Here is a 24,347-nt window from a genome sequence, read left to right on the forward strand (position 1 = left end):
AAAGTATTTGAACAAAAAAATTCTGTATATTATGCTTTGTTGAACAGTATTTAGAAAAATTCTAGATATCTTTCTGGCTTTGGAAATGAAAATCCGATTTCTCACCTCCCAAGATATCGTCGTTTACCGTGATCTGCGTCTGTTTGCATTGAGAGAGTCGCCAACGGCTTTTGGTTCGAGTTATGAGCAGGAATCCTGTTTTTCTTTGAGCGACTTTGCTGCTAGACTTTGCCTTGATGATGATTCTGTCAATGGCATTTTCGGTGCTTTCAGCGATGGAGACAAACTTATTGGTATGCTTGGCTTCTCACGCGAAAACCGTTTGAAGCGTGTTCACATTGGTTCTCTCTGGAGTATGTATGTTTTACCTGAGAATCGAGGGCGAGGTGTTGGAGCCGCGCTTCTTGATGAGGCATTATCCCATGCTCGGCGGCTTGATGGTCTGCGACAGATCGTTCTCACAGTCACTACAAACAATTTAGCTGCTTCCTCTCTTTATCGCTCACGGGGTTTTGAGCGTTTCGGTTTAGAGCGTGATGCTTTATTTATTGATGGTAGATATTTCGATGAGGAGCATCTGGCATTACACTTCAACCATGATGCCTAACGAGAAGCTGTTGCACACTTACTATATAAAAACGACCATAATTCTTAAAACTTTATCTCGTTCCCATATTCCAACTCCACAACACTCAGCAATTTCTCTTCGACCGCAGTAAAATAAGGACGATTCACCTTCCCTAACGACTGCAACAGATTTTTAACTGTCTCCTCCAGCGAATCAGAATACACTCGACCGATGCGATCGCTCAAGGATTGCATCTGCTGACACTCTTGCGGCAGGTAATTGAAGGACTTCAGGTGCTTTAGCCCAATCGTGTACTCGCCATCCCACATTGTGACTGTGCAACTAAACTCGTTTACTGCGTTGACAATACCCCAGCAGCCACCTTTGCCTCTAAGTTCTGGATTGTCTTTGACTACGATTTGGCACACTTCGCCGATTTGGTAGGTATTGGGTACTTGGGTTCGCTCCATGATGCGCTGCACAACATCTTTAACGATTCTACCAGTCGGCACTTTCCCCCCAGCAAGCTCTACTGCCGTTAGCCACACTTCCTGCTGTTCCTGGGGTTGAAGCTTTGTCATGGGTCGAATTTGCCCCTCTGCTGTCGGCAAAATGTCCACAATTTGTGGACATTTTTGCAAGTTGTCCACAACAACTGCCGCATCAACTAGCTGGTAAGAACGGGAACGATTGTAGCCAAACCTGTCTAAACAGTACTCATCAAAGGTTTTGTGCGTGGAGCGGTACAATCTGCGATCGCGTAATTCTATTAAAGCTTTGCCTGCTTCAAAAAACGCTCGCTCCACTTTCCTCTCCAAGTGCAGGCGATCGCGCTGTTCTTCTTCTGTCAACTCTGTTACTTCAACAGCACTAACTGTAATTGTTGCTGTAGCTGGGTTTTCTTCTTGGGTAAGGTTATCTGGTGGCGTATCATCACTAAATGAAGCAGAGATGGCTTTTTTGCGCTTAGAAGGTGGTTTAGCCATTTATTCCATCTCTAGCTGAACAGTACTTGAACGAATATCGAGTTGTGCCATGATGGAGGTGTGATTAAATTGATATAAATTCCCCAAACCTTTTGCTGAGGTTGGGGTTTTTCATTGGCTGGTTTGTATATTTCATACTGGCATCTGCGGTAATCATCGAATGGCATTAAGAAAAGCGCAAATGTATTATTTACAAGGGTTTCATCACTTTGGAAAAACGGAGGCTAATAAAGCAGCGATCATAAACTGAGAGTTGCAGATTATTCTGATTCCCGACGTTAAAACTATTAGTTTTCTAAACCCCTTGCCAGGCAAGTATTCCAGCTTTTCTTAGTGCCATTCGAGTAAGCACCTTTTCTCTTTCCTCTTTGCCCTTCACCCCACCAAGTTTCCTTGGCAAACTACTAGCCTCCTAACCTCTAAAGAATTTTTCTGCATATATAATTCAAACTTTTGAATTTATTTATACCATCTACGGTACTGTATTCAAAATGAGAAGCTAGCACTAATTCTTTTTTTATTTAATCGCGATAACGCGAGTATCCTATAACGCTAGTTTCGGATAACGCGACATTGTTATAATACAGACTCATTATCAAAACTAAAAAAATTTTTGTCTGGTAAGGATCTTACTTACTAAACACCACCATTAGCTTAATTACTAAATCGCGATAACGCGAGTATCCTATAACGCTAGTTTTGGATAACGCGACATTACTATAATGCGAAGTCGCTATAAAAATTTGCTGGTTATTGAGGACACTTACATGAGCCATGAAGTAACAGCACGAAAAACTAGAGTGATTGCAGTGGGCAATCAAAAGGGAGGAGTTGCAAAAACTAGTAACCTGATTCATATTGCAACTGCTTTAGGTGAAATGGGAAGGCGATGCCTAATATTCGATTTAGATATGAACCAGGGAGCTACCCGGCATTTAGGAATTCCTAGCGAAAGCTTCCTTGGTACTTTTGAAGTTTTGACTGGGGAAGAAGAACCAACAGATGTAATCATTACCCCTGATGATGAAGTAGAGTTACCTAAAAATATTCATTTGATTGCAGCTCGTCGAAATCTAGAAAAGATAGATCAAGCGCTCGCAGCTAGAGATAAGTTTTTGGTTACTCAAGATGTTTTGATTAATCCTTTACGCAAGCTTGCTGGAATGTATGATTATATCTTTCTTGATACAGCGCCTAATGCAACTACACCAACAATTGCAGCCTATAAGTCGGCTGACTGGTTTATTCTTTCAGCCACTCCTGACCCATTTGCGATCGCAGGACTTAATGATGCTTTAACTGATATTCAAGGCGCTCAACGTTACGGCAACCCGAATTTACGTTTGTTAGGAGTAATTCTTTGTTGTGTAGATAGCAGAACTATATTAGCTAGTTCTCTAACTGAATATGTCGAGAAACTTTTTTCTGATGGCAGTAAGTCTTTAAAATTTGATACACTCATCAGCCGTTCTACGGTTGTACCTCAGTCCCAAAAGTTAGGGAAGACAATTTTCCAAACTGCACCAAACCACAAAGTCACAAACCAATATCGTAAGCTGGCTAAGGAAATAGAAGCTCGTATTGCTGAGTTTGAAGAACCAGTTACAACATCTACTATAAAATCTGCTGTTTCAACAAAGCGAGGCAAAAAGTAGTTACCAATGGCTAAACGTGTTTCAGGAAATGAAAAACCCTACCGCCCAGTAGACGAAGCATTGGTACGGTCTGTTCTCAGGGGTTCAGATTCAGAGGAAACAACTTCAGTTTTAGATAATACTGCTGCTGCATCTGTGAGAGATTCAACTTTATCGGAGCCAATAACTCCTGACCCTCAACAATCTCCACCTATACAACCTGCACCAGTAATCGAAAAATTAAGTCGAGAGAAGCGGGTACTTTTGACTAAATCTGAGGAAAGAGAAATTGAACGATTCGTCTCTCGCCTTGCCGAGGAACTAGAAACTCCTCTCAAACTTAGTCATGTATTAAGGTCTTGCATGACAATTCTTCGACACGCGCAGAAAGAGATTATTGCACAAGCTAGTCACTCAGAAAAGTTAGAGCGTCCACCAAATGGTGATCCAATAGCTCTGGCTGAGTTTGAGTACAAGCTTGCACAAATCATCTCAGATGCTCTTTCTAAAACACCACCACTCGATTGATACTCACCGTTAACTAATCATCGCGATAACGCGATATACAAAGAAACTAACATAGTCTTTGCAGCATCGATGTCAGCGTGTTCGTGATATCCGCATTCTGTACAAATGAACTTCTCACCATCACGATTCGATATGTCCACAATTTCTGCATTCTTAACTAGCGGTGGGAGGATGTCAATATGTTTCTCCTGTGCGCGATCACCAGGGGTAGACATCACCTTTGGTGGTTACTAGTGAATGATGTTCAACCCAGCACGGAAGTTTTACAATATGAAACCCTTGTTACTTCGATAGTTTCAGGCTTAAGAAAAAATTAGAATAGTGCCATACTTAATCATCGCGATAACGCGATATAGGAAAAAAGCCGGATCACTCCCTATTCCCAGTATTATGCTCAAAAGGGTTAACCTTGCGTTACTCAATCATCGCGATAACGCGATATAAAGTGAAAGCTAGATCACTCGCTATTTTCAGTATTACGCTCAAAAGGCTTAACCTTGCGTTACTCAATCATCGCGATAACACGATATAAAGTGAAAGCTAGATCACTCGCTATTTTCAGTATTACGCTCAAAAGGCTTAACCTTGCGTTACTTAATCATCGCGATAACGCGATATAGGAAAAAAGCCGGATCACTCCCTATTCCCAGTATTATGCTCAAAAGGGTTAACCTCTCGTTACTTAATTATCGCGATAACGCGATATAGGATGAAAGCTAGCTAGTATTGTAAAGGAAATTACTGTCAATTGATATTTTAAAGGCAGAATGGAATCTACTAAGCGACCACCCAAGCCAACACAACAAAAACTGATTAAGCACATCCCTGCGGCTAATCAACCAATAGCACAGGAATTGGTCAATAGTGATGCTCAGGTAGAATTATCCCAAGATGTAGTGGAAACGATTGCTGTTCATGCAGTCCCAAAAACAATAGTTCAGTCAACCGAGAGTGCATCTAAACCAACAGAGAAACAAGAGCTATTTAGCCCTACCCCAGCTGATGACAAGTTGCCGGAAGAACTCACAACTGGCCAACAGCCCAGCCATGTTCCTGTCAATGAAAAACCCCTAAAGCCGCCAAAAGTTGAGCCGCAGGTGACTGGCAAGCGCAACAAGAAAAAAATAGATTCACCACCAGCAACCAAACCTTATATACCCTTTCAAGACCGCCCCGAAGAACCAGAATTACCGCCAGAACCCTGTCAGCACATGCAATTCCTGGATTGCAACTCGGAGATAGGGCGTGTGATATTCGAGTGCTACCACTGCAAGCAGGGGATAATTAGCGAGTACACCGGAGAACCCGTAATGGGCGAGTACAAAGGACGACCTTCAGTGATTTTCACAAAGGTAAAATGCCCCAACTGTGAGCAAACAGCGATTAGACTGCAAGCAAGGCAAGTACTTTCGACTACGGCGATACCTTCACCTTGGGCAGAAAAGTAAAATATGCATCGACTGCTTTTTTTTATTCGTTATATGGAAAGATTTTAAAAAGTACTCATGGGGTATATATGGGGGCTATATATACCCCAACAATAGTTCAAGACTTTAGGGACATTTTAACCCCTATATAGGGTATATATAGGTGCTAAGTAGGGTATATTTGACTGGTTGATATTTTGTACCCCACTTAGCCCCCAAGGGGTTATGATAAACTCTTGAGTCTGGGGAAAAAAAGGCTCTTGAACAGGGGAGCAAGAGAAAATTGTTTGCATTAACAATTATAGTTATCGGTGTAAGAAAAACTAATTATTCTGCTGAAGGTCCGAGTTCTCCATTTTGAACAGTAAATAGTAAACACTAAGAACTGTTTTAATTCTCTCCTCTGCTGCCCTGCCTCTCTGCCCCTCTGCTCCCCCAAATTACCTGAACAGATAATTTTCACAAATCAAAGTGTATTACCTTTGTATTTATGTCCAACATTCACACCTTACAAAAAATTTTTCCTGCGGGTTTCGATAACGGTTACGGAAGTCTCAAACTTTTAGTCGAAGGATTTGAAGTAGTTCGTGTCCCCAGCTATATTTCCACAGTAGAAATGGAAGATGTTCCAGGACGTGTAGTTTTTAACGGTACTGCTTACACAGTTGGGGAGTCCGCTTACCGTACAGGAAATTATTTTGACCGCAACACAGACAATAATGAAAATAAAGTCAACAACGCATTATTGACTTTATTGGGCGCATTGGCACATCTGCCACACCGTAAGGCTTGGCACTTAAAGTTAGTTGTCAGTTTACATGATGTTGGTCTGGCTAACGAATTACAAAAAGTACTCAATGGAGAATATCAGCCAATACTTGCTGGCAAGCAATCAGACGTGAAAGTAGAAGTGCTGAAAGTTGTACTAGAGGGTATGGGTGCATTATTTGGGCATCCACTACCAAAAAAATTAACCATTTTAGACTTTGGCAATGGTACGACCTTGTATTCTCGTTACAACCAAGGGAAACGAGAAGTTCACACTGCCTACCCCATCGGTGTAGAAGTTCTCATCGATGATATCTCTCAAAAAATGAAACATTTGAATGGCGGAAAAATCGGGGATGCCTCCAAAATCCGATTTTGTCTGGAAATGGGGCATACCCGATACAGCCGTGACATCGATATTAAAGATATATACAGTGCTTGTTTGAAAGATTGGTATGAAAAATACTTGAAGAAAGTGGTGAATCTGACACTGGATGCCAAGCACCAGGGGGATGAAATCTGGGCGATTGGTGGAGGCTGCCTCTTACCTGGATTTAAGAAGCTGTTGGAGAAAAACGGCTTCAAAATCCTGGACAATCCGGTAGAAGCCAATGTCTCTGGGCTTTTAGAGATGGCAAAAACCATCACCAGCAAGAATCCAACTACTACATCTTTTAAGTAAAGTTATAACAATGGCAGATAAAAAAGACTTAGCACCGGAAAAAGTTCGCCTCAAAGATAATTACCGAGAGCGCATACTTGCAGAATCGCAAAAACTAGATAAAAGCTACCTAGACACGATTTACTTTATAGTTGATTGCTATTTTGTTTTCATTAAAGCTGGATTACCTGTACAACAAATAGCAAACACTCCGATTAATACTGAGTCAAACCAACTCACGTCTTGGACTCCAACTCCATTTGCACAGGAGAAAGAAGAAGATTCTTCAAGCGAAACATTCAGCCTTGATTTTGATTTATAACCATCAAAGGAAGTTGGCAACGTAATGGTAACGGTATTAAATTGATACATTTTAAGCGATATCCGTTCCTCATCTCCCTCTGAAAAATCACCACTCAACGCTGGCGATCGCTGCCCTTGACATATCTACCTTGCCTTTATCTCTAGGAATTTATCATAAAGCTAGCTATTTGACAAGATAGTTGTTATACTTATTTACATGAACAACGATTTATACTTCAAATCTCCTGAGCTATTTGGTTCTGTTGTTTTCAGACCTGATTTTAATAGCTTTAAGACTATCAATGCTTCCCAAGCTTGGTCTTTATTCTTTACAGGTGGTAGAGAAGACAAAAAACTAGATTCTAACCCTCGAATAGGTCTTTTATTTACTAGTGTTTTGCTAGGTCTTAGTTTTTCTGGGTTCGCCAGCGCACTGATTACCCGGACAATATTTCCTGCTTAAGTGCTTGACTAGTAACTAATACGAAGTATAACTCTGAACCACCAAGTTCTTGGTGGTTCAAATTTTTAGTGTGTCTTTACTAATATCTGAGTAACGTCATAGTTTCGGCTAACCTACAAATCTTTTAAAGTCTGACTAGCCTTGAGGATATCAGGACAAATATTCATCTAAAATTTGACAATTTAATTTAGGAGAATTAATGTTAGACTTTAACACCTTGACGGTATTCTCAAGCACTTACTGCATTGGTATTTGTGCCTTTCTCATCCCAGTCAACCTAATTGCTACCTCCTTAACAATAGGTTTGACATTATTGTGTCGTCCAGCTATTGAGATTTGGCGAAGTGCTGCAATTGCCAGTACCTTTGCTTTATTAATCATACTGCACGTATTTGCTTGGTTCATGATTGGAGTTGTCATGGCTCCCACATACATTTTATTGGGACTAGGAAGCATCTGTCTGGGAGCAAATTTAGGAGCAATTCTTCTATACAAACGCTTTGCAAATGCATATGTAGCAATGAAAGTTGAATTTTCTTAAGTACACTCAGAAGTAACCCTTTATAGAGCAACCTTCTAGCCAACTTAGTTTTTCAAACATCAAATCAATACTTAACGGCAAAAGTCAGGATTCAGAACGATTCCGAGCTAAAAAATCAACTTGAACAATGGCTAAATAATTCGTAAGAATTCAGGAGTAATAATTCAGCTATTCTGAATTGTTAAATAATTAAAGAAAGCTTGGAGAAATAAGTATCGTAGTTTTAATAAACTCCTTATATATTCTGGGTCCTGAATTCTTACAATTTATCTTTGTATGTCTATTTGTTGTGTTTGAGATTTAGCTAATATTTGATCAATTTGAGTATTGACATACTCAAAAGTTTGTAATATTTGTGGAGTTAGTTTATTAGTCTGTACCTGACCAGATTGCAAGTTTAAAATTATCTCTCCATTTTTCTGCAAAATAGTTAAATCTCTTTGTTGGGTATTAAAGGTTATATCATAAATTTTTCCTTTAACTTGAGTAATATTTTCATCAGACTTACCCCAGACCATACCAATCCTTTGAGCAATTTGACTTAGCCGACTGATGGCTTCAAGTTCAAATGTATCTTGATTCATTACTGTCAACGCTTGGGCTGATAATTGCTCACCAGCTTTAAACCCATTAGCCACTTCTACAATGCGTTTTTTGTAATTCTCCGACTTCCCCAACTTATCTGCGGCATTGTACCAATTTCTCAAGTCATCAATAGTGATTGTCGGGGACTTCTCTACACCTAGAGGTTCGGTTTTTGTACTATTAATAATGTCTGTTGTAGAAGGATTAGTGGAGAGTAATGGAGTTATAGATTGGTTAGGTGGGGATTGTGCTGTTTGTTCTGGTGGTTTCAAAAACTGCGGTCGTGTAGCGAGGGAATTAACTCTTTGTTGATACTCACTATCCGTTTCAATCACAGCCCCAAATTTCTTGGTCATGCTTTCTAAAGTTTTGGCAGGGATGGAGCTATCAACCAAGTTAAATACGGCTAGACCTTTTTTAGTTTCCTTGATCACATCTTCTGTTGGTACTTGCTGCCATTCAACTTTTTGAGCAGTTAACCATTTAGTCACAGTCTCAGCTTTCTGGTTGTCAACAGCCAAGCCCATAACTTCAAGCTTTTTGTTTGATTCTGTCGAAAATAAGAAAGTAGGACGCTCTTTAATCTGATGTAGAATTTTCCCACTACTCTCAATCATGTCTTGTTGTTCAGAATTAACCGATTGAGTCCCAAAAACCTGAAATTCCTTCGTCCACTTCTGGGGATATTCAACGGTATTAGGGTCAATTTGAGCGCAAATCACAGAGAAATTACTTTCAATGATCGCGGGAGCGGGTGTAAGTTGTCCAGTTTTGAGTAGTCCAAGCTGTCTGAGCGCGTCTTTGTCTTTTTTAAAATGCAATACTCCCAAGGGTTCACCATTCAAAAATACAGCATCTTTAGTTTTTAAAGGTGGGGTTTCGATAGTCAGTTTTCGGTAATCTTGATCGTTGAATGTCTGACCAGAAAAATCATAAAAGTTAATTTTATTAATTTTGAGGAGATTCCCATTAGGAGACTCACCCAGCACAAAAGCTTGATCTCCAGTTTCGGAGATTGACGTGAGCTTTAATTTTAGGGGATTACCATTTTTGAGATAATTAATTTGTTTTAACTGTTCGACAGAATCACTGTCTAACTCTCCCAAAGTTTTACTATCAATTTTGATCTTGACAGTTTTATCAGGAATCAGGACAGTACCAAACTCTAAATTTACGGGTTGGTCATTAAAAACGAGTCCTGCGTAGGAGAAATTTTTAAGTTCGCGGATGGTAATCTCAATGGGTTCATTTCCAGGTAAACCAATAGTGGCCTTAGCAGTCGCAGGTTCCACGCCAATGAAATTAGCTTGCGCCTTTGTGCCAATGGGCAGCATTCCGGTTCTGGGTTCGAGCATGGCGAATTCCTTATGTTCGCCGTCAGTATCTTGTACAAACAATAGTCTGGAAACATGGCGTTCATGTCCCGGTGGGTGGTGAGAAGCTCTGATTTCTATCGGATGCAAATCATCCTTGTTCCAGTCTCGACCTAAAAATTGATTCGCTTCATTATTCAGTGTGACTAACTTCGGCTCAGTAAATTGCAATTTATCTAAGCGAGAGATAATCTCATTGGCGAAAGCAGCGAAAGCAAAATTAGAGACTTTTTTCGCGATCGCCTGGGGATTTGAGTTTTCTTTTCTTGCAACTTCGAGTTCATCCTGGCGGGATGCACAGATGTTCCAAGCGGCGGCGGATAGAGCAAGTTTTTCTGACTCTGGGATTTTCGCATAAAATGCTTCTGCCGTCTCCTGCGCCAAAGCAAAGAGTAGTTTAGTTTGGCTTCTGGTAAGTTCTGGTTTTAGTTCTAATAGTTTAGCCCCCTGCGTGGTCATCCCCGCCTTGAGGTTATGGTCAGTCACAGATTGTTGGCTAACTGTTCCCAGTTTATGATAAGCGGGTTTTCCATCTTTATCGATTTCTCCATTAATCTGGGCGACTGCTAGTAATTTGTGGGGGCGTTCACTGTTTGTAAATTTAATTTCATCTAAGCGAATATTCAACGTCTGGGCTTTCCAGATTAGGGGATGCCCGTAACGAGTTAGATTGGTAATTTCCAGTTTCGCCCCTTGTGGAGTTTGCACTATTGCAGATGGCCCTTTCTCAGTTTCACGCCGTTGGGACATCCGAACCGCAGCGTTGAATTTCAGATCGAACTCATACTTGGCGGCGATCGCTGCAAATTTTTGCTGTGGTGTAAATTCCACTCCTTTGAACAAATCTTTAAACTGGACGATGGGACGCGATTCTAACTGTGATTCTTGGAAATATTTATTGGTTTGGCTAATTAATAATTCTACTGGTGAGTAGCCCTTTGGTGTTATCCCCGTATTTAAATAAACTGACGAAGATTTCTTATCTTTAATATAATTAACATCACGATATAAGTAGCGGCTGTTTTCCCGGATTTTATCCATCTCAGGTTTTTTAGCACTTTTGAATAAATCAACCGCTATCTGGTTTTGATAACACCCCTCACCTATCATTTCTCGGTACATCAGGCGGTTAACATCCATTGCCTGCTGAATAATCTCTCTTCTTCTGTTAGGATTCTCTGCTAAAGCTACAACAGATTGCATGAAAGGTTTGTACTCTGCTCTAATTGGTTTGGGCTTTTCGTCATGTTCCTGTTCAAATAAACTTTGATAATGGCTAGATACTTGGTCTAAATAAGTTGATTGTTGCTCTAAGTTACCGTAAGTTTTAAGTACCTCAATTTCTGATTCTAATGCCTCCAGTGCTGTCACTTGATTGTTGATTATGCCCACGCTGATGCTATCGCTCATGTGGATAGCTATTTCTTCAAATGGAGGCTGGCTTCCATTTTCCGAATAAAATGATTGTTTCTTTTCTTTAACAGTAGGACGATAAGCATTTTCAGGTTGGTTTCTGTACTCGGCTTCGGCTGTGAAGTTTGGATATTGAAGTGCAAGTGCTACGCCAATACAGTCACCGTCGAAATCGCGCGCTTGACGTTGTGATTCGGTTTCGAGGGGATTAACTTCGTTGTGTTGAATACCTTGGGCTTCTAGCGCTTCAATTCGAGCAAGTATGCGTCTGTGATCTTCATCATTGACTACAATAATTCCTTGTAAGTCTGTACCATCTGGAGCTAGGCGAACTTCAACATATTTGTTATTAGAAACACATAGACCGTTAGAATTAAGAAAGGGAGAACGAAAATTTAATACTTTTTCATTTTCATCTATCCAAGTCACGCAAATTTCACCATTCTTGAGTTCTTTGGAAGGGATAATCATTCCTCGGTCAAAAGTTAGTGTCTTGCCAACCGCAATATCACGCCACTGACTTTGTACAAACCGACTCAACTCTTGTTTTACCTTTTCCGTTTCTAGTAGTTGTTGATGACCAAGTAAATCAGCTTTGATGAGTTTGTACATGAACATATCATCTTTCTGAGATTCATCTAATTCATTGTTTAGTTCTAAGTCTTCATCGGAATTATTCTCTACTTGTTTACCTAAAGTATCAGCTTTAACTGATTCAATAATTTCTTGTTCTAAAGATTTTTTTTGCTCTTCTGAAAATTCTTTTCGCTTTTCGTAGTTCTCACAGTACAGTTGTGAAACAATTCTAGGGTCATCTTGAGCTTCTGCTAGCTTTTGGGCTTGTACCTCTAGTTCTTCAGCAAAATCCTTAATACCTTGAGGGAATGATGCTAACAATTGGGATATGGCAGTTTTACCTTTTTGAGATTGTGCCTTTTCACCCAACCAAATAGTTTGCTGATATAAGCCTGGCTCAATTTGAGGTTTAGATGGGCTTCCGGGCTTATCCTTGTCTGTACCCTTAAAGCTACTAATGGGGATAATCAGGTCTATTTTAGGCGTGTTATTGGCGTTAGCATACTTTATTTCTTTTAAGTCGTATGGTCTTAATGTTCCCTTGCCAAAACGATATTCAGTATCTTCTCCATCCCCTTCTTTCCAGCCGAAGCGATGCTGAATTACGCGATAATTTTTGTCTAATTGTTCTTCTCTTTTGGTTAACTTATCATATAATTCAGTTGAAATTTGCCCATAACAATCTCCTACTAGTTTCCAAGCAACCTCGTTCTCAATGATTCCTCCATTTTTTCCCTTTGCATCGCTCGAATCATCTACTACTAGAATATTTAATTTCTCACTAATAGCATCCCTACACGAACCTAGAAAAATAGAGCCATAAGCACCACGGTCTTTACGGTCTGGACAAAGTTTTTCAATTATTTCTAAACATTCTGGTGGGCCATATAATAAACGTGTCTTTGAAGATAACAGAAGAACATGACCATCTGGATGATTTTTTAAGTCCTCTGATTTACTGTACTCATCAATATGTCCAAATGAGAATTTTTTTTCAGGGAAGTAAGATTCAAGTAGTGTATTGTCTAACTCCTCAGCTAAAATTGATTCAGGATTTTTATTATTGGTATCTGGATAAATCCACTGATTTAGTCTAGTATCGAAGTGTTTGAATTGTAGTGTCATAAAATTTTAATAATTCGTACTTTTCAGGAGGTTTTATATGTCGAGAATTAAACGTTGGATAAATATGCATAAGAGGGAGTTCAACCCAGATGGGACTTTAAAAAATGAAGCAAGAATTGAAATGTTGTCTAGTGGAATGATTCCAGAAGCCATTGATGACTATGCCCGTAGGTTAAAAATCAAATATGATGAGTGGAAGCATTTAGATGAAACCGACCCAGAGTCGTGGACTGTTTACACTGCCTACGATTTCTTTACAGCAGAAGAAAAGCGGCAGTTTAACGCAGACGGTTCTCTTAACCCTGAGTACGTTCAAGAAGCTTTAGACAAGGGCATCAGCGAGGGATGGCTTGAAGAGATGGAGCGACGCAAGAAAATTGAAGTTGATAATTACAATAAAGTTTCTGCAAAAAAGGCAGAACAAGGCATCAACTTCGGTCAACAAGAAATGAATAGCAGAATGTATGCCAGCAGAACATACGTTCAACGTCGGCAGCAGATGGAGCAAGACCTGCGTAACTTTGAGGATGTTGACAGTTTGCCTTTTGACAAGGACACAGCATTTTAGGCGGGAGCTATGCAGAGCGAGTGATAATATAAGCTGAAAGGTTTATCAAACAAACCTTTCAGCTTTTTCGTGAAATCCTTTTAATGAGGTTGAACAGCAGGTGGATTGACAACAGCCGCCGATGGTTTGACAGAGCGAAATGCCCCATTAAAAAAGGCAATCATTCCTAAAATGGCCAAGGCTGTAATGATTACTCTTTGCAGTGAATTGAATGCCGAGCGTTCTTTGATTACTTCAGCCCACATCACTTGCAGTTGGTCTTGTGTTGTTTGCTTTGAAGCTAAATAATAGAGAGCTTCAATACAAGAAGATATGTCTTCCCCTTGTTGAACCTTCTGATACAACAGATTTTCTAGTCGCTCTTTCTGTTGAGGGATAGTGAATGAGTCTGTTGACTTTTGAGGGTATGTACCGTTGTTGTGGCTTGGTAATTTTAGTTGTTGCATGATTTCTTTAAGAGATATTTGAGATGAAAGTAAGTAGGGAAAGGTGCAGAAGAATATTCCTCCACACCAGATTCTGCAAGTAAAAATGGAAATTATAATTACTTCCACCGCAGAGTTTATATTTTCTGCTCTCAAAAAATCAATCGACAAGAGTACGGAAAAAAACCGTACTCTTGTCTGTAGAAAAATAAGTCTATTTATGCTAAAGCTCTAATTCAGTATTTTACTTTTAGAATTAATCAAATACTTTCTTCTGGGTGTTAGACATGGCGTACAGCCTACTTGGAGTCAGCGAACTTTCAGCTATAAGTATTTTTACTTGCTAAACTTTGAGAAATTGGGCTAGTAGAATTAACATCATTAATAAAACAATTAATCTCGACATAGAAAATAGATTTTCTGTCAAATCAATTTTAAAAGTTTTTCCATAGCTATCGAAAATCCCCTGAATCAGCAAACGTACCTTTAATAAATCAGCATTTAAAAACGATGACTTTTTTACTTTACCAATCCCTGGAAATTTGCACTTGTTAAACACACTTGCCCCATAACATCTACAGCCGAGGGATTGTTTTTCTGATAACGCTTTCCGTTGCTGCTCAGTTTTCTGCCAGCACAAGTCTTTGGCCACATCTGCGCCAAGTCCACTCAGGAATACTAGAGATTCAAAGGGATATTTAGTCAACATCATCTGGTTAAATGTTTTGCCCACAGAGTTGAATTCGTTCGCTGGGAGAATGCCACCTCCAAACACGACTTGAGGAACCAACACAAGAATTGTTAGCAGAGGTGCAACACTTTGACTTGGTGCAATCGCAGAAACTAACAGCCCTAAAATCATGCTCCCAAAAGAAGCGAGGAAGAGGCTGAGGTACATGAGAGTAAAAGTACTGTTATCAACATTTAATTTCACCGCCGTGGTCATGCAAACTAAAAGTATTGCTGATTGATAAAGCGCTAGCAAAAATGCTAATTGAAACTTGGATGCTACATAAGGAACTATCCCTAGTCCGGCACTGCGCTCACGGCGATAAATAGCAGTTTCCTTAGCAATCTCCGACATCGTAGCTAGCGCTCCAGACATTACAGCCATGATGACTGTGACAAACAGCATTGTAATTGCCTGTCCTGCATTGCCAATCTTAGTGTTAAATAAGTCAGGCTTCCACAGTGCAAAATTCAATGAACCTAAAATCGGCGCTCCTAGAAGCATTAACGCTAAACTGATTTTGTTCTTGAGCAGAATAGCCAAGTTACGGCGGCATAACACCCCCCATTGTTGGAGAAAATCCGGCTTAACTAGTACGGGCTTAATTGAGTTTTGGGGAATGGTCTTTTGGCGTTCACTAACAAACTTTTTGTAGAAAGCGTAAGACTTAAATCCCTGCTCCCATTCTGATGGTGACAACTGGTGTTCAACTCTGGCATAAATTGAATCAAAATCTTTGACTTTGAAATAGCTAAAGGCTAACTTCGGAGGGCCAACATAAGCAAGTCTGCCCCCCTTAGCCAGGAAAACTACCATGTCAGCGATCGCCACATTTTTGGTAGCATGAGTAATCAATATTACTAGACTTCCAGCATCTGCTAAATTCCGCAGAAGGTGCATGATTTGTAATTCTGTGCCAGGGTCAAGTCCTGAAGTTGCCTCATCCAGAAAAAATATGCTGGGATTGCTGATTAGTTCTACCCCAATACTTACACGTTTGCGCTGCCCACCACTAAGTCGCCCAATAGAGACATTCTTGCGCCCAGTAAGTTGCAGTTGTTCAAGTACTTCTTGTATGCGTTGCTGCCTGTAAAATGGCGATGCTGAAGGCAGACGGAGATGAGCAGCATAGTTAAGTGCTTCCCCCACAGTCAGTTCTGAATGAACGATATCGTCTTGTGGCACATAGCCAATTTTATTTTTAAAAGCGTTGAAATTCTTGTAGAGGTCGCAGCCGTTAACAAATACTTTACCTCTAGCGCGGCGTTGTCCGTTGAGTGCGTTCATGAGAGTTGACTTCCCGCCACCACTAACCCCAGCAATAACGACAAACTCTTGCGGAAAGAAAGATACAGAAATATCGTTGAGCAGAGTTGTACCTAATATTGGGCTGTTAGATTTTTTTAAATTGATTGCATCTAATCTCATGCGTTCAATTGAGAGAGTTTGACGTTCTCTTGCCTGAAATATTGGAATTTTGGCTGGTGCAGAGGAGCTAATTTTGATTTCTACGATCACCGAACCAAGCTCTATGAGATTTCCGTCTGCTAAAGCTCGGAATCGATATGCTTCTAGCCGAATCCCTGCGACCCGTGTGCCATTGGTACTACCTTCATCTAGCAAATAATACTGACCTTCTTTAAACGCAATCTTAGCGTGTCCTTTATCTACGCTCTTATCAGGAATTACCAAGTCATTGTATTTATCGCTACCAATACTGAAAGGAGTTTTTTCAACAGTGCATTGCTGAATCGGAATCGTGTGAATAGTCAGATGTAGAGTCTGCATTTGTGCATTGTCAAGAAAATAGTTTCTATTTTTGTCGCACTCCAGCAGATAATACAACAGTTAGCAAGAAGATAAAAGTAACTAGCTAAAAATACAAAAGTTTTTTTTTAAAGTCAACAAGAAATTTTTGATAGCAATGGATTCATTCATTACCGTAATCATGCTTTAAAATGGAATCCTTGCCAGCAAATATTTGCTGACTATGAATTATTACTCCAATGTGTTAAAAAATATGTAATTAGTACATTTAAAGTCAATCCTCAAGTTTTAGTTAATTATATTCAGTCGTCTGAAGGGACTATTGGTACTTCAACTTATAGCCAGTAGGCAGAAGAACTCAAACAAATAATCAAATCAGCTTCTTTTTACTCACTTGAATTATATCAAGTTGAGCGTCTACAGGAACTTACAAGAATGTATAACAATATAGCTAATAACCGCGCACCAGCATTTGTATAGTGTGCAAATTTGAAAGCGATCGCCTGGGAGCAAGCCGCAGAGAATCTACGTATAGGCAATCACTTTCAAATTAGGGCTTTAAACACCAGGGTGCATGGTCAAAAACCCGTTTTTCTCCCAAACTTCTTTGGGTGGGGTGGAATTTTTTACAGGTGGGGATTGATGATAGTCTGGAACCAAATCAGTTTTACGTTGGTAGCCAAAATTGTAGTCTAACATCTTGATATAGGTAATGTGTGCAGTCCAGACATCAGTAACTCGGCTACCTAGAGAGAGGGTATCGAGATACTTAGGCATCTCGACGTTGCCATTCCAAACAATAGGTATGCCCTCTTTTTCAAAATGTTGAGTTAATTCCTTATGCACAAACTCAGCAGTCCCGCCGCAAATGATAACTTCATCCAATACGGCAATATTTCTAATCCAGCGAATTAAAGCTCGACAGTAATCACCACGGACATCTAGTAAAACTGAGTTAAACAACTTTAAATCAGATTCAACTCCAGCAGATGTCGCTTTGCGTGATAACGACTGTAATGCATTCACGTTGCCCAAGCTTGCTGACACTAAAGCTTTTGGTATACGTAAATCATCTTTTGCTAGCCCAACAGCAGTACGCTCCACAAATTGCTGCACTAACCAATTCATCCCCAACTCTGTAGATTCAGCCTTTGCTTGATTACCTTTAGCCGAAACAAAAAAACTAGCATTCCGGTAGCCCAACATCAACAAACCAATACTTTTTTGCCCAAACAATGCCCCCAAAGTCCGACTACGGTAAGCCATAATCCCACTCCCCTCTGGAGCCACGTAAAAATTATGTAGCTTAAGTTTTAACTTGCCTGTAGGTGTGGCAATTCCTTTTCTTAGCGCTGCCGACAGCTTCTTGCCCAAATCCTTGCCGTCCGACATTTCTCCTGGTGGTAGCAATAATTGCACGGAAGCATCAACACCATTACTCAAGCCCAATTGAAGACAAATTTTCCATAATAATCCCGCTATTTTTGGTAAAGCATAGTGATATTTCAGATCCCTGAGCGCTGGTGTGCCAGCAAAAGTATTTTTAGCTAGAGCGCCCAAGACATAATACTCATCATCTATTCCTACCCAAGTACAGTCTCCTGACAGCTGAGTAATTGAGTTTTTTCCCACATCTGCAATTTCTGGCTCCATTGCTATTACTATCGGCACACCCGAAGGATATATCTGAACAATTACCTTGCTCTGACTCCCACCTAAATCAATGGACACAGCTACCCTTGTGTAAACGGGTGCAATCTCTCTTTTCGACGTATTCATGAATTTTTCTCAACTATTACTCGACATTAAACAAGCTGTTAATCTGCTTTAGTTCTTCTGGCAGAACTAGTTCTGCCAAATCATCAGCGTCCTCATCCAAGATTTGGTCATCCTCATGATTAATGGTGGACACCAGCCTTTGATCCGAGGCACTGTCGCCAACTTCAGCGTTGTTCGCAGTCACAGCAGTTTGGACATGAGATGACAAAAAAATTTCACGAATCAAAGCCGCTTGTGCTTCTAATTTTTTAATTGACCAAATTGCCCTCTGCCTGAGTTCGTCACCATCCACTCCATCAGCAGATATGGCAAAGGGCGACCAATATTCAAGCAGGGTCAACATTACTATTTCAGGTAGGTTCCCTAAATCGAAGGGTCTAGAGTGGAGATAATTAATTATCTGTCCATCAATAGTGCCTAACCTTCGCCTAATGGAAAAAAAGACTTGTTGGTTCTGTTCCATTTTTTTTCATGCAAAAGTTTCTGTAGATTTACAGCCGCGTTGCTTCGGTTTTTTACTTGCAGAAAATCAAAATGCAGAATCACTTATTAAAGTCTAATCGATTTTTTCTGTTTTAAAAACTGAGTTACAATCTCCCCTAAATCTATGCAATTAGTGGATTTTAAATAACAAAATTGTATACCAAACTACATTTTTTCTAGACTATGCCTAGACTAAGTTTGAACTATCCCTAGACTATGCCTAGACTAAGCACTCTTAATCAGTTTTTTCAAGAAAGTAAGTTCTTTAGACTATGCCTGAACTATCCTTAGACTATGCCACAACTTAGCGCAGGAAATTGCTATTTTTTGCCCTCAACAATTCTTCGCTTAGAGAATAACATAACCGTACTTACTATGGTTTCATACCCTGCGGGTGGCTGCGCCATCTTTCGCTGCGCTCATGACATGAAACCGCCGTTCGCTTGGAGGGTTTTTGAGTACTACAACGCACTGCATTTGTAGTATAAAACTTTTATGTCGCCACTAACAATTCTCAGAATAGAGAAACTAAAAACATTTGGTAACGTTGCCGGAAGTGATGACCATGTTACCAGAAACAGAGAAACACCCAACGCAGATCCAACTAAAGAGAATGTCCCCTTGATTGGGGGAGAAGACTCACGCTCTTTAGAGGAGATAGTTAAGCAGAAAATCTCTACGCTCAAGCATCGCCCTCGGCATGATGCAGTGTTATGCACCGAGATGTTTCTCTCGGCATCACCTGAATATTTCCGCCCTGGTGATCCATCTCTTTCTGGGCAATGGTCTGATTCACTGATGCAGCAATGGGCGATCGCATCTCGTGACTGGCTAGATCAAAACTATGGATCAAAATGCGTCAGGGCAGAGCTTCACCTAGATGAAGGTACCCCACACATTCACGCCTACATCGTGCCATTGAACGATAAAACTGGGAGAGTCAGTCATGACGCGATGTTTGGGGGCAGAGGTGGACAGGGAAGAATTAAGTTATCCAAACTCCAAGATAGTTATGCTGCTGCACTCGCTCCTTTGGGCATTGAACGGGGGGTCAAGGGCAGTAAGGCAACCCACACCAAAGTAAAGGAGTATTACCAAGCCGTTAACAGTGAACCACTAAACAACGTCTGGTCGAATAAAAAACTTGAACCCGAACCTTTTGAATCAGCTACAAATTACGTTGCCCGGATTCAGAATGATCACCAATTCCATGTCCTCAACCACCAACTGGCTGACCGCGCTTTCATGCAGGAGCGATTGGAGAGGGCAGAGCAACGGGCAAGAGCCAGCGAGAAGGAACGACAACGGCTAGAAGAAATTGTACGATCGTTGGAGTTGAAAACCCAACAACTGCGCGACTTGGCCTTAGAGGATGTCGCCTGGGAGTTGGGGCTACACCACGAGGAAGGAAAATGGAAGGGTCACGGACACATCATTAATATAGATGGGCCCAAATTCTACGACTTTGCACCCGATCAACAAAAGGGATCAGGTGGTGCAATTGACTTGGTGATGCACGTTAACCAGTGCAATCTGCGGCAGGCGGTTGTCTGGTTGCACGAGCGCTTTGGTGAGTCGGGGGCAGAACGAGCAGCGATCGCTAAAGCAACTAAAGTGGCTGCTGAGATTATCCAGTTAGAACCACGCGACAAATTCACGCTACCCGTTGAGGATAAAAGCAAGTGGTCTTCTGTCTGCAACTACCTGACCCAGAAACGGGGGATACCTGAAAACTTTGTGGAAGTTCTGCATAACCGGGGGCTGGTTTACGCTGATGACCAGCAAAACGCTGTGTTCGTCATGCGGAATCTATTAGAAGAACCCCAGGCAATAGGAGCATTCCTGCGGGGGACACGGGGCGAGAACAACACGTTTAAGGGCTACGAGAAAGGGACTAAGCGGCGTGAGGGCTGGTTTTACTTTCACTTAGGTGGACAGCCAACAGATCCAGCAGAAAGGTTAGTGCTGTGTAAATCCCCCATTGATACCATCTCTTTTGCCATGCTGGAATATCTTGTCAAGGGCGACGTACCGCTTAAAAGAACGCTTTTCCTGGCAATAGATCGCCCTAATACTTTGCCTGTTGAGCAATTGCAGCATATTTTTAATGTACAGGTAGCATTGGACTCTTCGGAACTTGGAAATGCAGATGCACGGGCTATTAAACAATTGCTGCCACAGGCTAAAAGAAATAAATGTTTTGCGAGAGATTGGAACCAAGAACTGGTCAATCTCTCGCAGAAATTACAACAACAACAACGGCATCAAAATCAGGAAATGGAGCTTTAAATAATTCGTAATCCGTAATTATGTTTTGTGATTGTAAAGCGTCAGCATAAGCGTTGCGGCAGTGATAGCGCAGTGCCATTCACCCTACCCTTTAAATTAAAAAAAGTAAGACTAGAAATATATAACAAAGAGAAGTAAAAAATCAAGATACGAAAGTACTGATTATTTCCGTACCTTTATCGATTCCTTTGTGATTGGCAGATATGGGATAGTAATATCGTTCTGAGCCATAAAACGATGGTAGAAGTTTGGCAGTTTTGGGAATTTGAGCATTTCTCGAACAATATAGTACGAGTGATAGATGCTCCGAGTGGATTAGAGTTGTTTGCTGTTGATGTATTCCAAATAATTGCTCCAGCCCTGAACGATGGAAAAGTAATATTAATAGATGCGAAAACAAATCAGCGACAAGTGATGATGAATCAAAAAATAGTCGTCGTTAATACTTTGAATGCCTTGGGGATTCATTCATTGACAGGTATAGTAAAAGCTGATGTGGTTAGGCAATTTATGCAATGGGTAAGGAGCCAAATAGTACCAATTTTTAGAAAACAGACAAATTTGAATATAGAAACTAACATTAAGCATATAACTTCAGGAATTATTTTTCTGAAGAGAGATTCTTTAATAAACTACCTGTATTCAAAGGGACAGAAGATATGGGAAGTAGAAATAGAAGTTATTGAATTATATTTAAAATTGATTTATAAGAAAATTCCTCTGGCTGCTAATTGTCCGGGAACTAGTAATTATCAAGAATTATCCTTCAGGCAGCAATATTTAGAATTGGTAAAACTAGTTTTATCGGAAATTATAAATTACGAAGAACTGTATAGTAGCTTAGTAGCGTTAGCTCCGAATTTATTAATAGCTCAAGAATTAGATTTTTATATATATAAGTCTTTAAAGTTAAATAGCAACTATGAGCTAATGAAGATTATAGAGCAGGGTTTAATTCTCCAAACCTTCAAATCAATTACGGATAATTTAGCAGAATTTAGCAAACAAAGATATTTAGAAATATTTTACTTTCAAATATTGGAATGTTTCTCAGGGGACTAATTTGGGGAGTATGGAGAATATAGATTCTTTCCCTCCCACACCTGCTAACGGCAAGGTTTCACGTTATCAAGCGTGCCATTCACCTACACCCCTAAACCTATAGTTTTTGACCACTAATAATTATGAGGAGAAAGAAAGTGACTGATAGTATCGAACCTATGAATAATGCTTCAGAAGACAAGGCGAACGAAAAATCAATTGAGCAAATAACCAAAAAGAGATTAGTGATAGTAACTGGAGATAAGGGTGGTGTAGGTAAGTCTACTTTTGCAAGGGGATTAGTGCAAACATATTTGGATAAAGGACAAAGATTTATCGGCTTTGATGCTGATAGCTCCAATTCTCAATTATTAAGGTTTTATGGTCAGCATTGCCATATAGAACCACTTGATATTTTTAAAACAGGCAATATAGATCAGTTCTTTGATGAAATGAAAACAAAAGCAAATCCCAAGCCAGGAAGAGATGGTGAAATAATCCAGCCAGAATCTTTATTTTTACTAGAATTACCACCACAGTCCAGAAGAATATTGCGGAAATTTGTAGAAGAAATGACTTTCCTGGAAACAGCCGAAAAACATTACAATATCCGCGTGACTATGGTAGTAGTTATTAGCCGCGTTATCGATTCTATAAATCAACTAATAGATTTGCATAGCTTTTGTGGAAATCAAGTAGATTACATAGTAGTAAAGAACTTATTTTTTGGCGAGCCTGATGAATTTACAAGATACGAAAACTCTCCCCAAGTTGAGAAAATTAAGGAGCAACTCAAGTCGCAAAAAAGCCCATTTTCTGACATTAAAATGCCAGAACTAATAGAACGTAGTTATGATTATCTAGATGAAAATAGCATGACTTTTAGGCAAGGGATGGAGCAAACAGATTTACCTTCGGTTAAAGGTAGAGTCACAAGTTGGTTAAGAACTTTCAAAGAAGAGATTGAAGCAGTAAAAGAGTCGTTAGGTTTAAATAATGTTGAACTCTCCTAAGCGAATGATTATGACTGTAGGAGACTCTCGTGTAGGGAAGTCTACAGTTACGAAACTATTAATTGATTGGTTTCAAGTTCAAGGAAGAAAAATTCAGGTCTACGATCATGACAATCGTGAGAGATTAAAAGCTTATGAAAATTTAATGGCAATTGAAAGCTTAGACTTTTTTAATGGAGGTACGGATAAAATTTTAGATAATTTTATCAAAAATGAATTAGATATAATTATTGTTGATATGCCAGGGCAATATGTAGATAAGCTCTGTCAGTATATTGTGGGTTCGGATCTGTTCGAGCTCTTAATTACATATCAATGGAAACTAACTTTTTTGCAACCAATTTCGCACAGAAGAGATTGTGTAGCTTACCTGAAAACTTTGGGAGAGTTTGCTACTGATAATGCTAACTATGTAGTAGTAAAAAATCAGCATTTTGATACGAGATTTGGAGAGTATCAGCAATCAATGCAGGATAAGGTACAAAGAATGGGTGGGACTGAGATATTCTTGCCAGCGTTACATCGTGACCATTACGAAAGATTGGAGAGAACGGGAAAACCTTACTCACTAGCTTGTAGAGATAAGTCAATTTATGTGGTTTACCGGACTTACATTTACCACTGGATTAAAAACTTTTACGATTCGATTTTAAATAATGATAAAGCAATTGAATATTTAGGGTTAAAAAATGAGAACAGAACAAATTTTACAAGGATATTCGGAAGCAGAACAACAACGCATAGCTCAAATATCCCATGAATTAGGAATAGCCGAAGATGACCCGATGTTTAAGTTGATGGCAACATTAGGCAGAAACGAAGAAACAATGATTGACCTGCAAGCGCGGATGGAGGCAATGGTAGAAGCTTGGGCAGTAATGATTGACCAGAAACTAGAATCGACTAGCAAAGTCGCTCAGTCGATGCACTATACAGTAGTATCGAAAGCTGTGCGTGATGAAATGAAGCATGTAACACCATCAACTTTAAATAGCTCATTCAAAGGTTGGGGTTGGTGGAAACTTTGGTCTATATCAGGGATATGCACCGGAGTAATGGCAGTAGGAGCGCTTTTAGGTTCGCTGACAACTTGGAATGTTGTCTCAAATTTGGGTGGAACTCAGTCAGTTGTAGTGTCAGCCAATGAGATGAAGATTTTGCAGTGGGCAAAATCAAGCGAAGGAAAACAAATGTACCAGTTATTGTTGTCCAACCAATCAGCCGTAGCAGCCTGTCAACAAGAAAACCGATTACAAGGATATTGCTTGATTCAGCTTAAGAAAACCAAACCCAAAAAGTAG

21 protein-coding genes are annotated in these 24,347 nt (G+C 40.0%); 14 read left to right on the forward strand and 7 right to left on the reverse strand.

Annotated elements, in window-relative coordinates; translation table 11 throughout:
• Positions 1-85 precede the first annotated feature (85 nt).
• A complete protein-coding gene (locus tag RMY27_RS07155; RefSeq protein WP_322661737.1) occupies positions 86-607 on the forward strand; it encodes a GNAT family N-acetyltransferase in 522 nt (173 codons plus the stop codon).
• A gap of 44 nt (positions 608-651) precedes the next feature.
• Here the strand turns inward: RMY27_RS07155 and RMY27_RS07160 are convergent, their stop codons facing one another.
• A complete protein-coding gene (locus tag RMY27_RS07160; protein WP_322661739.1) occupies positions 652-1,554 on the reverse strand; it encodes a hypothetical protein in 903 nt (300 codons plus the stop codon).
• 767 nt (positions 1,555-2,321) lie between these two features.
• Here RMY27_RS07160 and RMY27_RS07165 point away from each other — a divergent pair.
• Together RMY27_RS07165 and RMY27_RS07170 are read left to right on the forward strand one after the other, a co-directional pair.
• Entirely contained in the window at positions 2,322-3,209 is an 888-nt protein-coding gene (locus tag RMY27_RS07165) for a ParA family protein (RefSeq protein WP_322661740.1), read from the forward strand.
• A 6-nt stretch (positions 3,210-3,215) separates the two neighbouring features.
• The gene (locus RMY27_RS07170) at positions 3,216-3,716 is read left to right on the forward strand and encodes a hypothetical protein (RefSeq protein WP_322661741.1); all 501 of its coding nucleotides are present in this window, start codon (positions 3,216-3,218) and stop codon (positions 3,714-3,716) included.
• Between the two features lie 17 nt (positions 3,717-3,733).
• Here RMY27_RS07170 and RMY27_RS07175 read toward each other — a convergent pair whose 3' ends face one another.
• On the reverse strand, positions 3,734-3,931 hold the full coding sequence (locus RMY27_RS07175) for a hypothetical protein (RefSeq protein WP_322661742.1): 198 nt from the start codon (positions 3,929-3,931) through the stop codon (positions 3,734-3,736).
• Between the two features lie 552 nt (positions 3,932-4,483).
• Here RMY27_RS07175 and RMY27_RS07180 point away from each other — a divergent pair.
• The 5 genes from RMY27_RS07180 to RMY27_RS07200 all read left to right on the forward strand — a co-directional run bounded on the left by RMY27_RS07180 (position 4,484) and on the right by RMY27_RS07200 (position 7,879).
• On the forward strand, positions 4,484-5,164 hold the full coding sequence (locus RMY27_RS07180) for a hypothetical protein (RefSeq protein ID WP_322661744.1): 681 nt from the start codon (positions 4,484-4,486) through the stop codon (positions 5,162-5,164).
• A 469-nt stretch (positions 5,165-5,633) separates the two neighbouring features.
• Positions 5,634-6,593: a hypothetical protein gene (locus RMY27_RS07185; protein WP_322661745.1), complete on the forward strand. Its 960-nt coding sequence runs from the start codon at positions 5,634-5,636 to the stop codon at positions 6,591-6,593.
• Positions 6,594-6,603: 10 nt separating this feature from the next.
• Positions 6,604-6,894 carry a hypothetical protein gene (locus tag RMY27_RS07190; protein ID WP_322661747.1) on the forward strand — a complete coding sequence of 97 codons (291 nt, stop codon included), beginning with the start codon at positions 6,604-6,606 and terminating at the stop codon, positions 6,892-6,894.
• Between the two features lie 198 nt (positions 6,895-7,092).
• Complete coding sequence (locus tag RMY27_RS07195; RefSeq protein ID WP_322661749.1) at positions 7,093-7,338, forward strand: hypothetical protein; 246 nt, start codon at positions 7,093-7,095, stop codon at positions 7,336-7,338.
• Positions 7,339-7,537: 199 nt separating this feature from the next.
• The gene (locus tag RMY27_RS07200) at positions 7,538-7,879 is read left to right on the forward strand and encodes a hypothetical protein (protein ID WP_100903345.1); all 342 of its coding nucleotides are present in this window, start codon (positions 7,538-7,540) and stop codon (positions 7,877-7,879) included.
• 266 nt (positions 7,880-8,145) lie between these two features.
• Here RMY27_RS07200 and RMY27_RS07205 read toward each other — a convergent pair whose 3' ends face one another.
• On the reverse strand, positions 8,146-12,951 hold the full coding sequence (locus RMY27_RS07205) for a hypothetical protein (RefSeq protein ID WP_322661750.1): 4,806 nt from the start codon (positions 12,949-12,951) through the stop codon (positions 8,146-8,148).
• A gap of 37 nt (positions 12,952-12,988) precedes the next feature.
• On the opposite strand from RMY27_RS07205, the gene RMY27_RS07210 reads away from it, so the two are divergent.
• Positions 12,989-13,519 (forward strand): hypothetical protein, encoded by a 531-nt coding sequence (locus RMY27_RS07210; protein ID WP_322661751.1) that lies wholly within the window; start codon positions 12,989-12,991, stop codon positions 13,517-13,519.
• 80 nt (positions 13,520-13,599) lie between these two features.
• Here RMY27_RS07210 and RMY27_RS07215 read toward each other — a convergent pair whose 3' ends face one another.
• The 4 genes from RMY27_RS07215 to RMY27_RS07230 form a co-directional block, all read right to left on the reverse strand.
• Positions 13,600-13,965, reverse strand: a complete 366-nt coding sequence (locus RMY27_RS07215; RefSeq protein WP_322661754.1) for a hypothetical protein — start codon at positions 13,963-13,965, stop codon at positions 13,600-13,602.
• Between the two features lie 322 nt (positions 13,966-14,287).
• Complete coding sequence (locus RMY27_RS07220; RefSeq protein WP_322661756.1) at positions 14,288-16,462, reverse strand: ATP-binding cassette domain-containing protein; 2,175 nt, start codon at positions 16,460-16,462, stop codon at positions 14,288-14,290.
• 537 nt (positions 16,463-16,999) lie between these two features.
• Positions 17,000-18,220, reverse strand: a complete 1,221-nt coding sequence (locus RMY27_RS07225; protein WP_069070610.1) for a ParM/StbA family protein — start codon at positions 18,218-18,220, stop codon at positions 17,000-17,002.
• Positions 18,221-18,236: 16 nt separating this feature from the next.
• Entirely contained in the window at positions 18,237-18,683 is a 447-nt protein-coding gene (locus tag RMY27_RS07230; RefSeq protein WP_322661760.1) for a hypothetical protein, read from the reverse strand.
• Between the two features lie 515 nt (positions 18,684-19,198).
• Here RMY27_RS07230 and mobV point away from each other — a divergent pair.
• From mobV to RMY27_RS07255, 5 genes are all read left to right on the forward strand, one after another.
• Positions 19,199-20,992 carry a MobV family relaxase gene (mobV, locus tag RMY27_RS07235; protein ID WP_322661761.1) on the forward strand — a complete coding sequence of 598 codons (1,794 nt, stop codon included), beginning with the start codon at positions 19,199-19,201 and terminating at the stop codon, positions 20,990-20,992.
• A gap of 237 nt (positions 20,993-21,229) precedes the next feature.
• Positions 21,230-22,054 (forward strand): hypothetical protein, encoded by an 825-nt coding sequence (locus RMY27_RS07240; RefSeq protein ID WP_322661763.1) that lies wholly within the window; start codon positions 21,230-21,232, stop codon positions 22,052-22,054.
• Between the two features lie 137 nt (positions 22,055-22,191).
• Entirely contained in the window at positions 22,192-23,046 is an 855-nt protein-coding gene (locus RMY27_RS07245; RefSeq protein WP_322661765.1) for a hypothetical protein, read from the forward strand.
• Complete coding sequence (locus RMY27_RS07250) at positions 23,030-23,806, forward strand: hypothetical protein (RefSeq protein WP_322661767.1); 777 nt, start codon at positions 23,030-23,032, stop codon at positions 23,804-23,806. Before RMY27_RS07245 ends, RMY27_RS07250 begins: the two co-directional genes overlap by 17 nt.
• Complete coding sequence (locus tag RMY27_RS07255) at positions 23,736-24,347, forward strand: DUF6753 family protein (RefSeq protein WP_190901240.1); 612 nt, start codon at positions 23,736-23,738, stop codon at positions 24,345-24,347. Before RMY27_RS07250 ends, RMY27_RS07255 begins: the two co-directional genes overlap by 71 nt.

It is taken from the genome of Nostoc sp. DedQUE09 (genome assembly GCF_034530915.1).
In the GTDB taxonomy this organism is placed as follows: domain Bacteria; phylum Cyanobacteriota; class Cyanobacteriia; order Cyanobacteriales; family Nostocaceae; genus Nostoc.

Bases quoted from the DNA above. Each gene is read 5' to 3' on its own strand.
- RMY27_RS07155 (WP_322661737.1), top strand. From the start codon at position 86: ATGAAAATCCGATTTCTCACCTCCCAAGATATCGTCGTTTACCGTGAT.
- RMY27_RS07160 (WP_322661739.1), bottom strand. From the start codon at position 1,554: ATGGCTAAACCACCTTCTAAGCGCAAAAAAGCCATCTCTGCTTCATTT.
- RMY27_RS07165 (WP_322661740.1), top strand. From the start codon at position 2,322: ATGAGCCATGAAGTAACAGCACGAAAAACTAGAGTGATTGCAGTGGGC.
- RMY27_RS07170 (WP_322661741.1), top strand. From the start codon at position 3,216: ATGGCTAAACGTGTTTCAGGAAATGAAAAACCCTACCGCCCAGTAGAC.
- RMY27_RS07175 (WP_322661742.1), bottom strand. From the start codon at position 3,931: ATGTCTACCCCTGGTGATCGCGCACAGGAGAAACATATTGACATCCTC.
- RMY27_RS07180 (WP_322661744.1), top strand. From the start codon at position 4,484: ATGGAATCTACTAAGCGACCACCCAAGCCAACACAACAAAAACTGATT.
- RMY27_RS07185 (WP_322661745.1), top strand. From the start codon at position 5,634: ATGTCCAACATTCACACCTTACAAAAAATTTTTCCTGCGGGTTTCGAT.
- RMY27_RS07190 (WP_322661747.1), top strand. From the start codon at position 6,604: ATGGCAGATAAAAAAGACTTAGCACCGGAAAAAGTTCGCCTCAAAGAT.
- RMY27_RS07195 (WP_322661749.1), top strand. From the start codon at position 7,093: ATGAACAACGATTTATACTTCAAATCTCCTGAGCTATTTGGTTCTGTT.
- RMY27_RS07200 (WP_100903345.1), top strand. From the start codon at position 7,538: ATGTTAGACTTTAACACCTTGACGGTATTCTCAAGCACTTACTGCATT.
- RMY27_RS07205 (WP_322661750.1), bottom strand. From the start codon at position 12,951: ATGACACTACAATTCAAACACTTCGATACTAGACTAAATCAGTGGATT.
- RMY27_RS07210 (WP_322661751.1), top strand. From the start codon at position 12,989: ATGTCGAGAATTAAACGTTGGATAAATATGCATAAGAGGGAGTTCAAC.
- RMY27_RS07215 (WP_322661754.1), bottom strand. From the start codon at position 13,965: ATGCAACAACTAAAATTACCAAGCCACAACAACGGTACATACCCTCAA.
- RMY27_RS07220 (WP_322661756.1), bottom strand. From the start codon at position 16,462: ATGCAGACTCTACATCTGACTATTCACACGATTCCGATTCAGCAATGC.
- RMY27_RS07225 (WP_069070610.1), bottom strand. From the start codon at position 18,220: ATGAATACGTCGAAAAGAGAGATTGCACCCGTTTACACAAGGGTAGCT.
- RMY27_RS07230 (WP_322661760.1), bottom strand. From the start codon at position 18,683: ATGGAACAGAACCAACAAGTCTTTTTTTCCATTAGGCGAAGGTTAGGC.
- mobV (WP_322661761.1), top strand. From the start codon at position 19,199: ATGTCGCCACTAACAATTCTCAGAATAGAGAAACTAAAAACATTTGGT.
- RMY27_RS07240 (WP_322661763.1), top strand. From the start codon at position 21,230: ATGGTAGAAGTTTGGCAGTTTTGGGAATTTGAGCATTTCTCGAACAAT.
- RMY27_RS07250 (WP_322661767.1), top strand. From the start codon at position 23,030: ATGTTGAACTCTCCTAAGCGAATGATTATGACTGTAGGAGACTCTCGT.
- RMY27_RS07255 (WP_190901240.1), top strand. From the start codon at position 23,736: ATGAGAACAGAACAAATTTTACAAGGATATTCGGAAGCAGAACAACAA.